16 protein-coding genes are annotated in these 16,434 nt (G+C 55.5%); 3 read left to right on the forward strand and 13 right to left on the reverse strand.

Annotation, left to right across the window (positions count from 1 at the left end):
• Position 1: 1 nt before the first annotated feature.
• From hemG to FCL49_RS18430, 5 genes are all read right to left on the reverse strand, one after another.
• A complete protein-coding gene (gene hemG, locus FCL49_RS18410) occupies positions 2 to 535 on the reverse strand; it encodes a menaquinone-dependent protoporphyrinogen IX dehydrogenase (RefSeq protein WP_174354659.1) in 534 nt (177 codons plus the stop codon).
• Positions 536 to 557: 22 nt separating this feature from the next.
• Positions 558 to 2,009, reverse strand: coding sequence for a Trk system potassium transporter TrkH (gene trkH, locus FCL49_RS18415; protein WP_012004734.1), 1,452 nt, complete (start codon positions 2,007 to 2,009; stop codon positions 558 to 560).
• Between the two features lie 34 nt (positions 2,010 to 2,043).
• Positions 2,044 to 2,658, reverse strand: coding sequence for an IMPACT family protein (locus tag FCL49_RS18420; RefSeq protein WP_174354660.1), 615 nt, complete (start codon positions 2,656 to 2,658; stop codon positions 2,044 to 2,046).
• On the reverse strand, positions 2,658 to 3,989 hold the full coding sequence (gene pepQ, locus FCL49_RS18425; RefSeq protein ID WP_174354661.1) for a Xaa-Pro dipeptidase: 1,332 nt from the start codon (positions 3,987 to 3,989) through the stop codon (positions 2,658 to 2,660). Before pepQ ends, FCL49_RS18420 begins: the two co-directional genes overlap by 1 nt.
• 117 nt (positions 3,990 to 4,106) lie before the next feature.
• Entirely contained in the window at positions 4,107 to 5,303 is a 1,197-nt protein-coding gene (locus FCL49_RS18430; RefSeq protein WP_174354662.1) for an MFS transporter, read from the reverse strand.
• 233 nt (positions 5,304 to 5,536) lie between these two features.
• On the opposite strand from FCL49_RS18430, the gene fadB reads away from it, so the two are divergent.
• Both fadB and fadA read left to right on the forward strand, forming a co-directional pair.
• A complete protein-coding gene (gene fadB, locus FCL49_RS18435) occupies positions 5,537 to 7,726 on the forward strand; it encodes a fatty acid oxidation complex subunit alpha FadB (RefSeq protein WP_174354663.1) in 2,190 nt (729 codons plus the stop codon).
• 10 nt (positions 7,727 to 7,736) lie between these two features.
• The gene (gene fadA, locus FCL49_RS18440; protein WP_012004729.1) at positions 7,737 to 8,900 is read left to right on the forward strand and encodes an acetyl-CoA C-acyltransferase FadA; all 1,164 of its coding nucleotides are present in this window, start codon (positions 7,737 to 7,739) and stop codon (positions 8,898 to 8,900) included.
• Positions 8,901 to 9,070: 170 nt separating this feature from the next.
• Here fadA and fre read toward each other — a convergent pair whose 3' ends face one another.
• The 3 genes from fre to pepE all read right to left on the reverse strand — a co-directional run bounded on the left by fre (position 9,071) and on the right by pepE (position 12,133).
• Positions 9,071 to 9,772 (reverse strand): NAD(P)H-flavin reductase, encoded by a 702-nt coding sequence (fre, locus tag FCL49_RS18445; RefSeq protein ID WP_174354664.1) that lies wholly within the window; start codon positions 9,770 to 9,772, stop codon positions 9,071 to 9,073.
• A gap of 50 nt (positions 9,773 to 9,822) precedes the next feature.
• Positions 9,823 to 11,319, reverse strand: a complete 1,497-nt coding sequence (gene ubiD, locus FCL49_RS18450) for a 4-hydroxy-3-polyprenylbenzoate decarboxylase (protein WP_135314738.1) — start codon at positions 11,317 to 11,319, stop codon at positions 9,823 to 9,825.
• An 88-nt stretch (positions 11,320 to 11,407) separates the two neighbouring features.
• Positions 11,408 to 12,133 carry a dipeptidase PepE gene (gene pepE / locus FCL49_RS18455; RefSeq protein WP_174354665.1) on the reverse strand — a complete coding sequence of 242 codons (726 nt, stop codon included), beginning with the start codon at positions 12,131 to 12,133 and terminating at the stop codon, positions 11,408 to 11,410.
• 244 nt (positions 12,134 to 12,377) lie between these two features.
• Here pepE and rfaH point away from each other — a divergent pair, with 244 nt between their 5' ends.
• Entirely contained in the window at positions 12,378 to 12,866 is a 489-nt protein-coding gene (gene rfaH / locus FCL49_RS18460) for a transcription/translation regulatory transformer protein RfaH (RefSeq protein ID WP_135314736.1), read from the forward strand.
• Positions 12,867 to 12,911: 45 nt separating this feature from the next.
• Here the strand turns inward: rfaH and hemB are convergent, their stop codons facing one another.
• From hemB to tatA, 5 genes are read right to left on the reverse strand one after another with little or no spacing between them, the layout of a single operon-like run.
• Positions 12,912 to 13,934, reverse strand: coding sequence for a porphobilinogen synthase (gene hemB / locus FCL49_RS18465; protein ID WP_012004724.1), 1,023 nt, complete (start codon positions 13,932 to 13,934; stop codon positions 12,912 to 12,914).
• A 14-nt stretch (positions 13,935 to 13,948) separates the two neighbouring features.
• Complete coding sequence (gene tatD, locus FCL49_RS18470) at positions 13,949 to 14,731, reverse strand: 3'-5' ssDNA/RNA exonuclease TatD (protein ID WP_174354666.1); 783 nt, start codon at positions 14,729 to 14,731, stop codon at positions 13,949 to 13,951.
• 52 nt (positions 14,732 to 14,783) lie between these two features.
• A complete protein-coding gene (tatC, locus tag FCL49_RS18475) occupies positions 14,784 to 15,554 on the reverse strand; it encodes a Sec-independent protein translocase subunit TatC (protein ID WP_174354667.1) in 771 nt (256 codons plus the stop codon).
• A gap of 3 nt (positions 15,555 to 15,557) precedes the next feature.
• The gene (tatB, locus tag FCL49_RS18480) at positions 15,558 to 16,124 is read right to left on the reverse strand and encodes a Sec-independent protein translocase protein TatB (protein WP_174354668.1); all 567 of its coding nucleotides are present in this window, start codon (positions 16,122 to 16,124) and stop codon (positions 15,558 to 15,560) included.
• A gap of 3 nt (positions 16,125 to 16,127) precedes the next feature.
• Complete coding sequence (tatA, locus tag FCL49_RS18485; protein ID WP_135314731.1) at positions 16,128 to 16,391, reverse strand: Sec-independent protein translocase subunit TatA; 264 nt, start codon at positions 16,389 to 16,391, stop codon at positions 16,128 to 16,130.
• Between the last annotated feature and the right edge of the window lie 43 nt (positions 16,392 to 16,434).

Here is a 16,434-nt window from a genome sequence, read left to right on the forward strand (position 1 = left end):
GTCACTTTTCATACTGAATATGACCAAACTCCTGGGCAAAACGGTCCACCTGCTGCCAGTCGGTGTACTCCACTTCTTTACTGGTATCCGTTTCGCCCCCCGTCATACGCATAATAAGTTGAATCATGACTCGATCGAACCAGCGATAACGTGGATAGCGCAGCGCGCCGGCAAACACGACACACTGTTTTGGCTGCCAGGGAGAAGACAACAGGAACTTGCGGGTATAGGCGTTGGTCTGTGGCGAACGCTTGTCTGCCTTACGGGCTGTCAGGTTAACGCTAAAAAACGCGCTCGGCATCTGGTTCAACTGCTCAGCATGGCGCTTAACAAACTTATCCAGCGCCGGATGGAAATGGCCATAACGTATTGAGGCGCCAATCAGCACCTGCTGATACTGGCTGAGGTCGACATTATCCGCCTGTAGCAAATCAATTACATCGCAGCGCAGCGTATCCTGCAATTTGCTTGCTATATAAGAAGCAATAGAACGTGTTTGCCCATCACGGCTAGAATAAAGAATCAGTGCCTTCACGGCGTTACTCCTTCTATCAGGATCATTCACGCCAGAACGTCGGCGTGAACAGAACCAGCAGTGTAAAGACTTCAAGGCGCCCGAACAGCATCGTCAGAACCAGGATCCACTTCGCCGGTGCAGGCATAGTAGTGAAGTTATCCGCCACCACTCCCAGCCCTGGCCCAAGGTTGTTCAGCGTCGCCGTTACGGCAGCAAAGGCAGAAAAATCATCAACGCCGGTGGCGATAATCGCCAGCATGCTGACGATAAACACCAACGCATAAGCAGAGAAGAACCCCCATACCGCTTCCAGGATACGTTCCGGCAGCGCACGGTTACCCAACTTGATAGTGTAAACCGCATTAGGGTGCACCAGCCTTTTTAGCTCACGCGAGCCCTGTAAATACAGCAGCAGAATGCGAATCACCTTCAGGCCGCCACCGGTCGAGCCGGCGCAGCCACCAATAAATGCAGAGCACAGCAACAACATCGGCAGGAATAACGGCCACTTGGCAATACTGTCGGTGGTAAAGCCGGCAGTTGTCGCCATAGACACCACCTGGAAGAACGCCTGGTTGACCGTTTCCATACCGGTTTTGTAGACACCATGCCCCCAAAGCACGGCAGTACACACCACTACCAGCGTCAACTGCACGGCAATGAACATGCGGAACTCAGGATCGCGCCAGTAAACTTTCAGGCTGCGGCCGCTCAGCAAGGCGAAGTGCAAGCCGTAGTTACAACCGGAGATCAGCAGGAAAATAGCAATGATGGTGTTGATGGTCGGACTGGCGTAATAACCGATGCTGGCGTCATGGGTAGAGAAACCGCCAATCGCGATAGTCGAGAAGCTGTGGCCGATGGCGTCAAACACCGACATGCCGGCCCCCCAAAGCGCCAGCGCACAGGCAATGGTCAACAGGACATAAATCAGCCACAGGGTTTTGGCCGTTTCGGCAATGCGCGGCCGCATTTTATTATCTTTCAGTGGGCCTGGCATTTCTGCGCGGTACAGCTGCATGCCACCGACGCCGAGGATCGGCAGTATCGCCACTGCCAACACAATGATCCCCATCCCACCCATCCATTGCAGCATCTGCCGATAGAACAAAATGGCTTTGGGTAGCGAGTCCAACCCCACCAGCGTCGTCGCCCCGGTGGTGGTTAAACCGGAAAACGATTCGAAGAAGGCATCGGTCAGCGAAAGGTTAGGCCGTTCCGAAAATAAAAATGGTAATGCCCCGACGCTGCCCAGCACCGTCCAGAACAACACCACAATCAGGAAACCCTCTCGCGGCTTCAGCTCATGCTTTTGTTTACGGTTGGGCCACCACAGCATCAGACCGATGGTTACCGCCACAAAGAAGGTTTGGCTGAACGCCCGCCCAGCCCCATCGCGGTATATCAATGCCACCAGCCCAGGAATAAACATCGTCCCGGAGAACAGGATGACCAGCAAACCAACGATACGGGTTATAGCGCGAAAATGCATTTCAGCACGATCCTTAGCAATTCAGTTGGGGGAATTATTGCGAAATGGGGGTCAATTGCAAATTACCGCGACTGAGATCACGTAATTTATTCCCGAACGCCTCGACACCGGTGACCGGCAAAGTCAGATGCAGCATGACGGAAGCACCATATTCCCCCTGCACTATCCGCCCTTCAGTTTGCTGCAATAAATTTTCTACCAATGCCAACTGAGCATAGTCACATTGCAAAGTATATTCGGCCTGCGGGATTTTGTAGCTCACGGCCAATTGCTTTAATGCCTGCTGCACCCCACTACCGTAGGCTCTCACCAAGCCGCCGGTGCCCAACTTGATACCGCCGTAGTAACGCACTGCCACGGCGGTGATCTCGCCGATTCCACTGCCCATCAGTTGGGCAAGAATGGGTTTACCGGCCGTGCCGGAAGGTTCGCCGTCGTCGGAGAAACCCAACTGTTGTGAGTCAGTCGGTGATCCTGCGACAAATGCCCAGCAATGATGCCTGGCCGCAGGGTGTTCATCACGAACCTGCTGGATAAACGCCTTCGCCGCATCAACCCCGCTGGTCGCTGCCAGCAGGGTGATAAAACGACTCTTCTTTATTTCTTCACTGACACTGACGGGGCCTGCCGGGATCGGGTAAGGCTGCATCAGGCCAGATTCAGATCGCGCGTCATGTTCTCGATACGCTTTTCGTGGATCACGATATTGTCTTCAATACGGATACCACCATAAGGTTTCAGCGCATCGATGCGATCCCAGGCAAAGTGTTGACTGAATTCGCCGCTGCGCCATGGCGCCAACAGGGAATCAATAAAATACATGCCGGGTTCAATGGTTAACACCATGCCAGGTTGCAACACGCGGGTGCAGCGAAGGTACGGGTATTTGGACGGTGCAGCCAGATGGGTACCCTGTTCATCCTGCATAAAGCCGGCAGAGTCATGCACCTGTAAACCCAAAGGATGGCCCAGACCGTGTGGCAGGAATGGCGTGGTTAGCCCCTGCTCAACCATGGCTTCTTCACTGATGCCGGTCACCAGCTTGTGGTTCTTGAGCAATTTGGCGATACGTTGATGCATTTGCACATGGTAATCGGTGTAACGCACTCCGGCTTTGATGGTATCCATCAGTGCCAGTTGCTCACCGTTAAGATCTTTTATCAGGTGCGCGAAATCACTGCCGCTCTGACCAGCGTAGGTACGCGTCAGGTCGGCGGCGTAACCGTTATATTCGGCACCGGCGTCAAGCAGGAAGCTCAGCATTTCTGACGGTGGCTGTTGATCCAGCGTAGTGTAATGCAGCACCGACGCATGCTCATTGAGCGCAACAATGTTGTCATAAGGCACATCGGTGTCGCGATGACCCGTGGCGGTGAGATAAGCCTGGTTGATATCAAACTCACTCATGCCGGACAGGAAGGCCTCATGAGCAGCACGGTGCCCCATAACCGCGGTTTTCTGTGCTTCACGCATGCAGGCCAGCTCGTAGCCAGTTTTGATTGAACGATGGAAATCGAGGTAATTCAGCACCGCTTTCGGGTTGACGTTTTCTGCCAGAATACCGAGATCGCGGGCACGCTGCTGCGCATAGCCGATATAACCCACACGCTCACGCTGGGCAGGAAGCTGCTGCGCGATATCATCAGCATTGGCCAACGGCATCAGTTCAACGGACTTGGTCCAGAAACTCTCCGGCAGTGGCTCAACGCTGTGCCAGTAATCGACCGGCGAATAGAACCACAGCTTCGGTTTGTTAACGCCATCCACCCACAGCCAGCAGTTGGGTACCGAGGTGACTGGCACCCAGGCCTTAAAGTGCGCGTTCACTTTGAACGGGTAGCTGCGATCGTCCTGGAATATCCGTTGCAGCTCTCCTGAGTGAATCAGCAGCGCATCCAGTTTGTTGCGCGTTAACACTTCACGCGCCCGTTTTTGCAGTTCTGCCAGGTGGTCGTTATACAAAGAAGCCAGCGTTTCCATCACAATACCCTTATACATACCATTAGAACGGAATGAGTCATCTTAGCACAGCGTTCAGGTGCACCAACCCTATCCGCTCTGGCATGCGGAGCGGTTCGCAAATCGCTGTAAACGTCGTTACATCCGTAGCTTAACAATTAACCAGGCGATCAGACCAAGCAACGCGATAGCGGCCGCCCACAGGCCGTGATGTTCGAGTAGAACCGCGCCGGCTGCAGCTATGCCTGCCAGACACTGTTGCAGAAAACCACATAACGCCATGGCGTAGGCTCCCTGCTCTTTGGCATCGCTGACCGCCATCGCCATGCTGTTGGGAAACAGCACCGCCTGGCCAAAAATCGTCAGACAATACAAAGCGATGAAGACCGTTATACCGGAAAACCCCGCCAGTACACCGCTCCACCACAGCACCATTATCGCGGCAGTGGTGAGCGCTACGATACTCGTCCCCACCTGCATCAATCGTTTACCCCCAAAGCGTGCAACCGTCCGGTTTACCGTCATTGCTCCTGTAAAGTAAGCCACGCCGATCACCAGCCCCAGCGCCCCAAAGGCGGTAACGTTCAGGCCAAACCCCTGCTGCATGATAAACGGACTCACTTCCTGCAAAGTGACAGTAGTAGCAAACCCCAATCCGCCGACAACAGCCGGCCAGAAGAAACCCGGACGACGCAGAATGTGCCAATAGGTTGCCGCCATGGCCGGGCGCTGGCCCAAGGTGCGACCCGCTTCCAGTGGCAGCGTCCCCATCAGCAACAGGATCGCCAGCCCGGTCAGCCCCATCACCACAAAACCCATCTGCCAGTGTGAATACTGACTGAGCAGCCCGCCGATAAACTGCCCACCGCCCAACGCAGCGATAAAGGCTATCGACAGTACCGAAAGGCGCCTTGCCAGCTCATCACCGCTCCAGTTATCACGAACAATAATGCGCGCGATGATCGCAGCACCCCCGGCGGCAATCCCCTGTAGTGCACGCAGCACTAATAACTGAGTACCGTTACTGCAAAATGCCAGCAGAGCACTGCAACTGATAAACAACGCCAGAGACAATGTCAGCGGCAGGCGACGGCCAAAACGATCGGCCGCAGCCCCCCAGAACAACACCGGCAAGGCGGCACCTATCACGAATATCGATATAGAAAGCTCGGTGGCGCGGCGCGTCATTGCCAGTTCCTGCATCACCGTCGGTAATGAAGGCAAATACACCGTCGTCGCCATCTGCGCCATAAACACCAGCAGACAGGCCAGCGTCATGGTTCTGGCAGGAATACTCCAGAAACCGCTGTGTTTTACACATACCGCTTTACTCATTTCGCACCTCTGCGTGAGAAACATTCTGCTCCGGCAAGTGTATGAAGGCTTTCACACGTCGACAAATCACCATAAAGCATAAAATATAACTTCGTTTTAAATCAAAACCCTAACTCATAGTTATGTGATCAGACCAGCAAATATGCAATCTCTCATTTGCATATTGTTAACATAAAAACCACACTCCTCATCATCTGGTCATACCAGATCAAACGCTGATTCAGGAGATAGACATGCTCTACCAAGGCGAAACATTACAACTGCACTGGCTCGACAACGGCATCGCCGAGCTGGTGTTCAATGCCCCAGGCTCGGTAAACAAGCTCGATACACGCACCGTTGCCAGTTTGGGCGAAGCGCTCGCGGTGCTGGAAAAGCAGACCGAATTGAAAGGCCTGCTGCTGCGTTCTACCAAGGCCGCCTTTATTGTCGGCGCCGACATCACCGAATTCCTTTCGCTGTTTGCTGCCCCGGCTGAAAAGCTGCAGCAGTGGCTGAACTTCGCCAACGCGATCTTTAACCGGCTGGAAGATCTGCCGGTGCCGACCATTTCGGCCATTAACGGCTATGCGCTCGGCGGCGGCTGCGAATGTATTCTGGCGACCGACTTCCGCGTTGCGTCTCCGGATGCGCGTATCGGCCTGCCGGAAACCAAACTGGGTATTATGCCCGGCTTCGGCGGCTCGGTTCGCTTGCCACGCCTGTTGGGTAACGACAGCGCTCTGGAAATTATCGCCGCCGGTAAGGACGTCAGTGCCAAAGATGCATTGAAGGTCGGCCTGGTCGATGCGGTAGTTGCACCGGAGAAGTTGGTGGATGCCGCGCTGAAAATGCTGCAACAGGCGATTGAGGGCAAACTGGACTGGCGCGCCTATCGCCAGCCAAAGCTCGAGCCGTTGAAACTCAGCCCAATCGAAGCGGCCATGAGCTTCACCACCGCCAAAGGCATGGTGATGCAAACCGCCGGAAAACATTATCCGGCGCCTATGACCGCAGTCAAAACCATTGAGGCCGCAGCCAAACTGGGCCGTGATGAAGCGCTGAAACTGGAAAGCGCCAGCTTTGTGCCGTTGGCCCGCTCCAAAGAGGCCCGCGCGCTGGTCGGCATCTTCCTTAATGACCAGTTTGTGAAAGGTCAGGCGAAGAAGCTGGCAAAAGGTGTCGAAGCACCGAAGCAGGCTGCCGTGTTGGGTGCCGGCATCATGGGTGGCGGTATCGCCTACCAGTCGGCGCTAAAAGGCGTGCCGGTTGTCATGAAAGACATCAGCGACAAATCCCTGACGCTCGGTATGAATGAAGCCGCCAAACTGCTGAACAAGCAGCTGGAACGCGGCAAGCTCGATGGCATGAAAATGGCCCAGGTGCTGTCGACCATTCAACCGACACTGGATTACGCCGGTATCGAACGCGCTCAGGTGATCGTCGAAGCCGTGGTCGAGAATCCAAAGATCAAGGCAGCAGTCCTGTCCGAAGTAGAAGGCCTGATCGGTGAGGACACCGTACTGGCGTCCAATACCTCGACCATTCCTATTAATCACCTGGCCAAATCGCTCAAGCGCCCACAGAACTTCTGCGGCATGCACTTCTTTAACCCGGTACACCGCATGCCACTGGTGGAAATCATCCGCGGCGAGCAGACCAGCGACAGCACCATCGCCGCCGTGGTGGCCTATGCCAGCCGTATGGGCAAAACGCCGATTGTGGTTAACGACTGCCCTGGGTTCTTCGTCAACCGTGTGCTGTTCCCGTATTTTGCCGGTTTCAGCATGCTGCTGCGCGACGGTGCGGACTTCCGCCAGATCGACAAAGTGATGGAAAAACAGTTTGGCTGGCCAATGGGCCCGGCTTATCTGCTCGACGTTGTGGGGATTGATACCGCGCACCACGCCCAGGCGGTGATGGCGACCGGTTTCCCTGAGCGCATGAGCAAAGATTACCGCGACGCTATCGACGTGATGTTCGATAACCAGCGTTTTGGTCAGAAAAACCAGTTGGGCTTCTATCGTTACAGCCAGGACAACAAAGGCAAGCCGCGTAAAGACAACGATGAGCAGACCGATGTGCTACTGGCCGAAGTCAGCCAGCCGCGTCAGACCATCAGCGACGAAGAAATTATCGCCCGCATGATGATCCCGATGATTAACGAAGTGGTGCGCTGCCTGGAAGAAAACATTATTGCCAGCCCGGCCGAAGCCGATATGGCGCTGGTTTACGGCATCGGTTTCCCTCCGTTCCACGGCGGGGCGTTCCGCTACCTGGATACGCTTGGCACCGCCAATTATGTTGAGCTGGCCCAGCGTTATGCGCATCTCGGCGCCCTGTATCAGGTGCCTGCCGGCCTGCGCGCCAAAGCTGAACATAATGAAAGCTACTACCCGGTGGCAGCGCCGCTGTCCGATGTCTCCACTGGCCAACCGGCATGAGGTCATAAAGATGGAAAACGTAGTTATTGTTGATGCCGTACGCACGCCGATGGGCCGCTCCAAGGGCGGCGCCTTCCGCCAGGTACGTGCTGAAGATCTTTCCGCTCACCTGATGCGCGCCGTACTGAGCCGTAATCCGTCGCTGGATGCCGCCGAAATTGACGACATTTACTGGGGTTGCGTGCAGCAAACGCTGGAGCAGGGCTTTAACATCGCCCGTAACGCTTCGCTGCTGGCCGAGATCCCACACAGTGTCCCGGCGGTCACCGTCAACCGACTGTGCGGCTCATCCATGCAGGCGCTGCACGACGCCGCACGCGCCATTATGGTCGGCGATGCACACGTCAGCCTGATTGGTGGCGTAGAACACATGGGCCACGTACCGATGAATCACGGTGTGGATTTCCACCCGGGTCTAAGTCGCAGCGTGGCAAAAGCCGCCGGTATGATGGGGCTGACCGCCGAGATGCTGGCCAAGATGCACAATATCAGCCGCCAGATGCAGGATGAATTCGCAGCACGCTCGCACCAACGTGCGCATGCCGCCACCCTGGCCGGCTATTTCAAGAATGAAATCATTCCAACCACCGGCCACGACGCCGACGGTGTGCTGACCCGTTATGACTTCGACGAAGTGATCCGCCCGGAAACCACCGTCGCCAGCCTGGCGGCGTTGCGCCCGGCATTCGATCCGGTCAATGGTACCGTGACCGCCGGTACTTCCTCGGCGTTGTCCGATGGTGCGTCTGCCATGCTGTTGATGAGTGAATCACGCGCCAAAGCGCTTGGCCTGAAAGCCCGCGCCCGCATTCGTTCGATGGCGGTAGTCGGTTGCGACCCTTCCATCATGGGCTACGGCCCAGTGCCTGCCAGCAAGTTGGCGCTCAAACGTGCCGGACTGAGCGTGCAGGACATCGACCTGTTTGAACTGAATGAAGCCTTTGCCGCCCAGTCACTGCCGTGCATCAAGGATCTGGGTCTGTTGGACAGCATCGACGACAAGATCAACCTGAACGGCGGCGCCATTGCCCTGGGCCACCCATTAGGCTGCTCTGGCTCACGTATCTCGACTACCCTGCTGAACAATATGGAACGCCGCGACGTACAGTTCGGTCTGGCGACCATGTGTATCGGTCTGGGTCAGGGAATTGCCACCGTTTTTGAACGCGTTTAGCTGTGTCTGTTGGGGATGACTGCGTCAACACTTCAAACCGCAGCATCCCGCCAAGTTTAGTTGCCGTACTTCCCGCCTGTCAGGGGCGGGTTTTTTTATGTCTGAATTCTGCTGACGCCCCAATAAAAAGGGGCAGCCATTGGCCACCCCGTTTGCTACTGCTTCGCGCCTCAGATAAACGAGAAGGCGTCGCCAAACATATGCGCTTCCAGCGCGCCACGTTCAGCACAGAAGCGTTCGCGAGCGATTTTTGCCATCTCGAAGCGACCGGCAATATAAATGTCGTGCTCTGCCAGCGTCCCGAAATCTTGCAGCACCGCGCTGAGCACCGTGCCACTACGGCCACGCCACTCCTCTTCCGGCTGTTCAACTACCGGAATGACCTTCAGATTAGGATGCTGCAACGACAACGCTTCCAGCTCGCTCAAGTCATACAGGTGCTTCAGCTCACGTCCGCCCCAGTAGATGGAAATATCGCGATCCGGCTGCTGTTCCAGCGCGGCCAACAGAATCGAGCGCGCGTAGGAGAAACCAGTGCCGCCAGCGATCAACACCAGCGGACGGCTGCCTTCTTCACGCAGCCAGGCGTCACCGTGCGGGATATCAACGGTAATCGCCTGCTCTTTCAGAATGCGATCCATCACCGCCATGGCGTACAGATTCAGCTCCGAAGCGCCAATATGCAGCTCAATGTAATCCTGGTCTGACGGAGTGGAGGCCAGTGAGAACGGACGCTTGTCGCGATCATCCATCACCACCATCAGATACTGTCCTGCCTTGAAAGAAAACGGTGCCTCAGGCACCAAGCGTACCCGATAAACCGTATCGGTAATGGCCTCTACGGAGGTCACTTTACAGCTCAATATTGTCATGCGTTCCCTCTGTCGGGTCATCAATGCAAAACTGAGAACAAAGCCTGGCGCTAAAGCGTCGGTTCTCTGTCACTGAAAATTGCGAGCTCATCCCAGATTTCATCGACGCGCGCACGCACCTTTTCATCCATCTGAATCGGACGGCCCCATTCGCGCTGGGTTTCACCCGGCCATTTATTGGTGGCATCCAGCCCCATCTTCGAACCCAAGCCGGAAACCGGTGAGGCGAAGTCCAAATAATCGATCGGCGTATTCTCCACCAAAACGGTATCCCTTGCCGGATCCATTCGGGTGGTGATCGCCCAAATCACATCATTCCAGTCGCGTGCGTTGACGTCATCGTCGCAGACGATAACAAATTTGGTGTACATAAACTGACGCAGGAACGACCAGACCCCCATCATTACGCGTTTGGCATGACCGGCATACTGTTTCTTGATAGTCACTACCGCCAGGCGATAAGAGCAACCCTCAGGCGGCAGATAGAAATCAACAATTTCCGGGAACTGCTTTTGCAAGATAGGAACGAAGACTTCATTCAGCGCCACACCCAACACCGCCGGTTCATCCGGCGGACGGCCAGTATAGGTCGAGTGATAAATGGCGTCACGACGCTGGGTGATGTGGGTGATGGTAAATACCGGGAAGTGGTCGATTTCGTTGTAGTAACCGGTGTGATCGCCATACGGGCCTTCAGGCGCCATTTCACCCGGTTCGATATAGCCTTCCAACACGATTTCCGCGCTGGCGGGCACTTCCAGATCGCAGGAAATACACTTGACCACTTCGGTTTTGTTGCCGCGCAGCAGCCCGGCAAAGGCATATTCAGACAGGGTATCCGGCACTGGCGTGACCGCGCCGAGAATGGTGGCGGGATCTGCGCCCAGCGCAACCGCAACCGGGAAGCGCTCACCGGGATGCGCCTGGCACCATTCGAGGTAATCCAGCGCGCCACCGCGGTGCGACAGCCAACGCATGATGACTTTATTCTTGCTCAGCACCTGTTGGCGATAAATGCCCAGGTTCTGTCGCTCTTTTTGCGGCCCGCGGGTCACGGTCAGGCCCCAGGTGATCAGCGGTGCGGCGTCTTCCGGCCAGCAATGCATTACCGGGATACGGCTGAGATCGACGTCATCACCCTGCCATACCTGCTCCTGGCAAGGCGCTGAACCCAACACCTTGGTCGGCATGTTCAACACTTGCTTGAACTTCGGCAGTTTATCGAACAGATCGCGAAAGCCCTTCGGCGGCTCCGGCTCTTTAAGGAACGCCAGCAACTTGCCGACCTCGCGCAACGAGCTGACATCCTCCTGGCCCATCCCCATCGCTACGCGACCGGGAGTACCGAACAGATTGCACAGCACCGGCATGTCGTACCCTTTCGGGTTTTCGAACAGCAACGCCGGGCCGCCCGCACGTAAAGTACGATCGGCAATTTCTGTCATTTCCAGATAGGGATCAATCGGCTGGCTAATGCGTTTTAGTTCGCCTCTCTTTTCCAGCAACGAGAGGAAATCGCGTAAGTCACGGTATTTCATGCTGATCATTATAACGGCCAGTGAGGAGGGCATTATAGGCCCTCTTCACGGTTGTTGCTGCACTTTTGTTAAACACCGGTAAAGACCTCACCGGCACTCAGTGGCACGTAAACGGCACCAGCGGGCTTAATGCCTGCGTATCCTGATACTCCTGGGTCTCTACGCCGTGACGGAATACCTTGAAACCCTGGTCTCTGGCACTGAAATAACGCAGATCATTGCCTTCAACATGCAACAGGCTGCCCTCGCGCAGCGCCACCACAGATTCGCTCGGATTAACCGCGCAGAACTCCGCCAGGCGCTCATCACGGGTTTCCCCCATGTGACCGCTGATATGGGCGTCAATGTAATGCGGGTTAATCTGCACCGGGAACAGGCTCAACGCCGGCAACACTACGCTATTGCGTACCGGCATGTCATTGGTGGTACGGATACTTGGCGTAGCCACGTTACAACCGGCGCTCCAACCAACATAGGGGATGCTACGTTCACGAACGGCCCGCTGGATCGGGACAACCAGGCCCTTCTCATGCAGCATTTGGTTCAGCATCCAGGTATTGCCGCCGCTGACCAGGATACATTCCGCTTGTTCAAGCGCCGCAGCCGGGGATTCAGCATGGTGAATGCTGGTAACCTTGATGCCCAGAGTTTGCGCCAGCTCCTGCGCACGCTGATCGTAATCACCGCGGATCATGGCATATGGGATAAAGACGGCGGACGTGATAGCACGGCGCGCGATCATCGCCAACAGGTGGCTCTTGGCATAGCCCAGCAGTTCACTCTCACCGGACAGCTTGCCGTTGCTCAACAGAAATAACTCCATTTCTCCCCCTCAATCAAAAACGATGAATACCGTCACATCAGGCGACAGCGCCTCAAGGCATACTGCGACGGTAGCAAATTTTTAGCCCTCTGTTATACCCAAGCCGTGCGGATAAGTGTGTGACCCCTCGCTAATTGCCAACGATTCATGCAGATAGCGACTGTTACATGCTGAAACTTGCATCACTATGTATCCGTAATGGCTTTTGATATGCTTACCGGCTGACAGAAAGGCATGTGAAATTATGGAATCTTGGTATCTATTGTATTGCAAACGCGGCCAGCTCCTACGGGCGCAGGAACATCTGGAACGGCAGGAAGTAAACTGCCTGAGCCCGATCATTACGCTGGAAAAGATCGTTCGCGGCAAACGCATCGCGGTCAGCGAGCCCCTGTTCCCCAACTACTTGTTTGTGGAATTCGATCCTGAGCGTATCCATACCACCACCATCAGTGCAACGCGTGGTGTCAGCCACTTCGTACGCTTTGGTTCAACGCCGACCACCATCCCGCAGAAAGTGATCGAAGAGTTGCAGACTCATACTTGCGAGACCTACGTCGACCCGGAAACGCCGCAACCCGGCGATAGCGTGTTGATCGTCGATGGGATGTTCGAAGGGCTGCAGGCGATTTACACCGAGCCGGACGGCGAAGCACGCTCAATGCTGTTGCTCAACCTGATTAACAAACAGGTCAGCCAAAGCGTGGACAACCGACAGTTCCAAAAGCTGTAATGTAAAAAAGGCGCCCAAGGCGCCTTTTTATTGGATACTCGCGCCTTAGCGCTGCATCGCGTCGTCATGCATCCACTGAGCGACCCGCTTGGCGAAGTAGGTCAACACGCCATCGGCACCGGCACGCTTGAAGCACATCAACGACTCCATCACCGCCGGTTGTTCCTGCAACCAACCGTTTTGAATCGCCGCCATGTGCATCGCATATTCACCGGACACCTGATAGGCGAAGGTCGGCACACCGAAGGTGTCTTTCACCCGACGCACCACGTCCAGATACGGCATGCCCGGCTTCACCATCACCATATCCGCGCCTTCCTGCAGATCCTGTGCAATTTCCTGCAGCGCTTCGTCGCTGTTGGCAGGGTCCATCTGGTAGGTTTTCTTGTTGCCGCCTTTCAGATTGCCGCTGGAACCGAGCGCATCACGGAATGGACCATAGTAGCAAGACGCATATTTGGCAGAGTAAGCCATGATCTGAGTGTTAATCAGGCCCTGATGCTCCAGTTGATCGCGGATCGCACCGATACGGCCATCCATCATGTCGCTTGGCGCCACAATTTCTGCACCGGCTTCAGCATGGGACAGTGCCTGACGCACCAAAATTTCTTTGGTGATGTCGTTAATGACATAACCTTGCTCGTCAATGATGCCGTCCTGGCCGTGGGTGGTGTAAGGATCGAGCGCCACATCAGTCAAAATCCCCAGCTCTGGCACCGCGTCTTTCAAAGCACGTACCGTACGCTGCACCAAACCGTCCGGGTTATAAGCTTCTTCTGCGTGCAGTGACTTGAGGCCCGGCTCAATGACCGGGAACAGGGAGATCACCGGCACGCCCAGCTTGGCAATGGCTTCCGCTTCTTTAACCAGCAGGTCGATGCTCATTCGCGATACACCAGGCATGGATGCCACGGCTTCCTGGCGGTTACTGCCTTCCATGACAAATACCGGGTAGATCAGGTCGTTAACCGTCAGTTGGTTCTCCGCCACCAGGCGACGACTGAAGTCATGACGGCGCACGCGGCGCATACGGCGACCTGGGAAGGTGCCCGGAAATGCATAGCTCATAGTTTTCTCCTAACTCATTCCAGCCGGAATAGCCGGCGGGCGTTCTCATCGATTTTTTGCCCCAGCCATACGGGATCTTCTTGTCGCCAGGCGGCCACCTGCCGGACGATATGAGGCAAAAAACAGGGTTCGTTGCGGCGAGATGCGGGTTTCGGAAGTAAATCCCGGGGCAACAGATAGGGGGCGTCAGTTTCCAGCAACAGACGGTCCGCCGGGATCTGCGGCAGCAACGCACGCAATTCCAGGCCACGCCGCTCATCACAGACCCAACCGGTAATACCCACCGACAGGCCTAATGACAGGCAGCTTTCCAATTCTTCGGCAGTGCCGGTAAAACAGTGCACCACGGCCGCGGGCAGTTTATCCAACCAGGGTGTCAGCAGCGCGACAAATCGTGCGTGTGCATCACGGCAATGAAGAAAAACCGGCATCGCCAGCTCTGCTGCCAGCGCCAGCTGCGCGCTGAATGCCGCCTCCTGCTGTTCTGGTGTAGAAAAGTTACGGTTGAAATCCAGCCCGCATTCGCCAATGGCCGCGACCTGCGTCAAAGAGGCTAACTCGCGGATTTGGTCGGCGGCCCGATGGTCCCAACTGCTGGCATGGTGCGGATGTACGCCGACAGTGGACCAGCAAAAACCCCCATGCTGTTGCGCCAGTTCACTGGCAGCCTGGCTTTCCTGCAGGTCGGTCCCGGTAATCAGCAACCCTGTTACGCCTGCGGCACGGGCGCGATCCACCACCGCCGGACGGTCTTTGGCAAATTGTGAGCTGGTGAGATTGACGCCAATATCAAACATGATGTTCCCAAAGTAAAAGCCGCCCATCGGGCGGCTTGCGACATACTAATTTTTAAACTGCCGGGGGTTCATCACCCTCGTCTTCTTCTTCCGGCTGCGAACGACGCTTACCCGTGTAGAAACGGGCAAAGAACACGCCCACTTCAAACAACAGGTACATCGGGATCGCCAACAGAGTCTGAGAGAACACATCCGGCGGGGTCAACAGCATACCAACCACGAATGCGCCGACCAGAACGTAAGGGCGTTTCTTTTTCAGGTCTTCCGGTGAAGTGACGCCACTCCAGCACAGCAGAATAATGGCAACCGGTACCTCAAACGCCACGCCGAACGCCATAAACAGCGCCATGACGAAATCGAGATAGTTATTGATGTCGGTCGCGATCATCACCCCGACGGGCGCGGTCTTGGCAAAAAAGCCGAACGCCAGCGGGAACACGATAAAGTAGGCAAACGCCATACCGAGATAAAACAGCAGGCTGCTGGAGACCAGTAAAGGCATCATCAGGCGGCGTTCATGCTTGTATAACGCCGGTGCGATAAAGGACCACACCTGATACAGGATCACCGGTGCAGACACAAACACCGAGACGATCATGGTCAACTTGATCGGGGTAAAGAACGGTGAAGCCACATCGGTGGCGATCATGCTCGCCCCGGCGGGCAACTGCTTGATCAGCGGCGCAGACACCAGTTGATAAATGTCATTGGCGAAAAAAACCAGCACCAGGAAGACTCCCAGTATGCTGATAATCGAGTTTAACAACCGCTTACGCAGTTCTATCAGATGACTGATAAGGGGTTGGGTATCTTCAACAGCCATGTTTTAACGATCGCCACTAGGTTGGTGAGACGCTGGGGTTTTATCCACAACAGGTTCTGGTTTTGCCTGAGCGGCCGAAGCGACCGGTTGTTTAACCGGCTCGACCACGGGTTGTGCAACCGGCGGCGCTACCGCAACGACCGGCTCCGGCACGGCAGCCGGGGACGATGCCACGGCCGCAGCTTCTGCCGGCGTCACGCCGTCATGAATAGCTTCAGGATCGGTGACCAGAGGGTTATGGATGGTGTGCGCAGGTTCGGTTTTGTTGTCACTGTCGCCCTGATAAGAACGTTTCAGCGATTCCGCCGCGTCTTTCAGCTCATCCATTGACGCCTTCAGCTCCGGCGACAAATTCTGCATGCCCGCCTTCTCTACCTTTTTCAGACTGTCCTGCAGTTCCTGCAGCTTCAGTTCCTGAGAAAGTTCGTTCTGCACCGAAGCCGCCAAGGAACGCAGCGCGCGGATCCAGCCCGAAACTGTTCTTACCGCAACCGGCAACCGTTCCGGCCCGAGTACCACCAGGCCGATAACCAGAACCAGCAACAGTTCACTAAACCCAATGTCAAACACGGTTTATACCTGCTCTTTGTTCTTCGACTCTTCCGCTTTCACTTCCGGCTGCTTATCGGTAATAGGCTTGGCCGTGAAGTCAGCGTCATCCAGGCTGCTTTTCTCAGCCGTGTTGGTCGGCGGCGTATTTTCATCACCGATCGCCTTTTTGAAGCCTTTGATTGATGCACCGAGATCAGAGCCCAGCGTACGGAGCTTTTTGGTACCAAACAGCAGCACCACGATCACTGCGATGATCAACAATTGCGTAATACTAATACCGCCCATTGCAAATACCTCTATTTTAAAAGGGTTTTTCCAAAATCCGTCG

The sequence above is a fragment of the Serratia proteamaculans genome (genome assembly GCF_013337185.1).
GTDB lineage: Bacteria > Pseudomonadota > Gammaproteobacteria > Enterobacterales > Enterobacteriaceae > Serratia > Serratia proteamaculans_D.

What these genes read in the sequence shown, in the direction of transcription:
- fadB (WP_174354663.1), top strand. Translation starts at nt 5,537, where the DNA reads ATGCTCTACCAAGGCGAAACATTACAACTGCACTGGCTCGACAACGGC.
- ubiD (WP_135314738.1), bottom strand. Translation starts at nt 11,319, where the DNA reads ATGATCAGCATGAAATACCGTGACTTACGCGATTTCCTCTCGTTGCTG.
- tatA (WP_135314731.1), bottom strand. Translation starts at nt 16,391, where the DNA reads ATGGGCGGTATTAGTATTACGCAATTGTTGATCATCGCAGTGATCGTG.
- fre (WP_174354664.1), bottom strand. Translation starts at nt 9,772, where the DNA reads ATGACAATATTGAGCTGTAAAGTGACCTCCGTAGAGGCCATTACCGAT.
- pepQ (WP_174354661.1), bottom strand. Translation starts at nt 3,989, where the DNA reads ATGGAAACGCTGGCTTCTTTGTATAACGACCACCTGGCAGAACTGCAA.
- tatC (WP_174354667.1), bottom strand. Translation starts at nt 15,554, where the DNA reads ATGGCTGTTGAAGATACCCAACCCCTTATCAGTCATCTGATAGAACTG.
- hemB (WP_012004724.1), bottom strand. Translation starts at nt 13,934, where the DNA reads ATGAGCTATGCATTTCCGGGCACCTTCCCAGGTCGCCGTATGCGCCGC.
- fadA (WP_012004729.1), top strand. Translation starts at nt 7,737, where the DNA reads ATGGAAAACGTAGTTATTGTTGATGCCGTACGCACGCCGATGGGCCGC.
- trkH (WP_012004734.1), bottom strand. Translation starts at nt 2,009, where the DNA reads ATGCATTTTCGCGCTATAACCCGTATCGTTGGTTTGCTGGTCATCCTG.
- FCL49_RS18430 (WP_174354662.1), bottom strand. Translation starts at nt 5,303, where the DNA reads ATGAGTAAAGCGGTATGTGTAAAACACAGCGGTTTCTGGAGTATTCCT.
- FCL49_RS18420 (WP_174354660.1), bottom strand. Translation starts at nt 2,658, where the DNA reads ATGCAGCCTTACCCGATCCCGGCAGGCCCCGTCAGTGTCAGTGAAGAA.
- rfaH (WP_135314736.1), top strand. Translation starts at nt 12,378, where the DNA reads ATGGAATCTTGGTATCTATTGTATTGCAAACGCGGCCAGCTCCTACGG.
- tatD (WP_174354666.1), bottom strand. Translation starts at nt 14,731, where the DNA reads ATGTTTGATATTGGCGTCAATCTCACCAGCTCACAATTTGCCAAAGAC.
- pepE (WP_174354665.1), bottom strand. Translation starts at nt 12,133, where the DNA reads ATGGAGTTATTTCTGTTGAGCAACGGCAAGCTGTCCGGTGAGAGTGAA.